This is a genomic window from Pseudorhodoferax aquiterrae (genome assembly GCF_014652235.1).
In the GTDB taxonomy this organism is placed as follows: domain Bacteria; phylum Pseudomonadota; class Gammaproteobacteria; order Burkholderiales; family Burkholderiaceae_C; genus Pseudorhodoferax; species Pseudorhodoferax aquiterrae.
On record NZ_BMYK01000084.1, the window covers coordinates 1 to 924 of the forward strand.

General features: G+C 65.3%; 1 protein-coding gene. It reads right to left on the reverse strand.

Annotated elements, in window-relative coordinates:
* Nucleotides 1-9: 9 nt before the first annotated feature.
* Nucleotides 10-834: an IS21-like element helper ATPase IstB gene (gene istB / locus IE209_RS33625; RefSeq protein ID WP_189691199.1), complete on the reverse strand. Its 825-nt coding sequence runs from the start codon at nucleotides 832-834 to the stop codon at nucleotides 10-12.
* Nucleotides 835-924 lie beyond the last annotated feature (90 nt).

Sequence of the window (924 nt, forward strand, 5' to 3'; positions counted from 1 at the left end):
ACCCCCAGGCTACTCTACAGTGCCTGCGTCAGTAGTTTGAGTCTGTTTCTCCTCGTTGGTTGGAGCGCCTCGTCGGCGCGGGGGCCTGAGCCGCGTTCCCGCGGTCGAGCTGCTGTGCTTGAAGCGCCAGGATTCGTTGCCGGTCTCTACGATGTGGCAGTGGTGGGTCAGCCGGTCCAACAGCGCCGTGGTCATCTTGGCGTCGCCGAACACGCTGCTCCATTCGCTGAAGCTCAGGTTGGTCGTGATGACGACGCTGGTGTGCTCGTACAGCTTGGACAGCAGATGGAACAGCAGGGCTCCGCCGGCCTGGCTGAACGGCAGGTAGCCCAGCTCGTCCAGGATCAGCAGATCGGCGTACATCAGCCGATGCGCGATCTGGCCTGCCTTGCCTGCCGCCTTCTCGGTCTCCAACGCGTTGACCAGCTCGATGGTCGAGTGGAAGCGCACCCGCTTGCCATGGCACTGGATCGCCTGCACTCCCAGCGCCGTGGCCAGATGCGTCTTGCCGGTGCCAGGCCCGCCGATGAACACGACGTTGTGCGCTGTCTCGGTGAAGGCCGTGCTGTGCAACTTGAGGACCAGCGCCTCGTCGACGGCGCTGTTGCCGAACTCGAAGCCCGCCAGATCCCGATGCGCAGGGAAGCGCGCAGCCTTCATCTGGTAGCCGATCGAGCGGACCTGCCGCTCGGCCCCCTCGGCCCGCAGAAGCTGGTCGACCAGCGCCTCCGGTTCCAGCGCGGCATGGCGGCAATGCGCGAGCAGCTCCGGCCAGTTGGCAGCCATGCCGTGCAGCTTCAGGGCCTTCAGTCGCGTGACGATCTCGGTGCTCATGGGCGTGTCTCCCTCAGTTGGTCGTAGCGCTGCACATCAGCACGGGGCTCTTCCTTCAGGCTTGGCACGGCGGTCTCAATGAGCGCTACC

Excerpts from the sequence above, each read along its gene's own strand:
- istB (WP_189691199.1), bottom strand. The coding sequence starts at position 834 with ATGAGCACCGAGATCGTCACGCGACTGAAGGCCCTGAAGCTGCACGGC.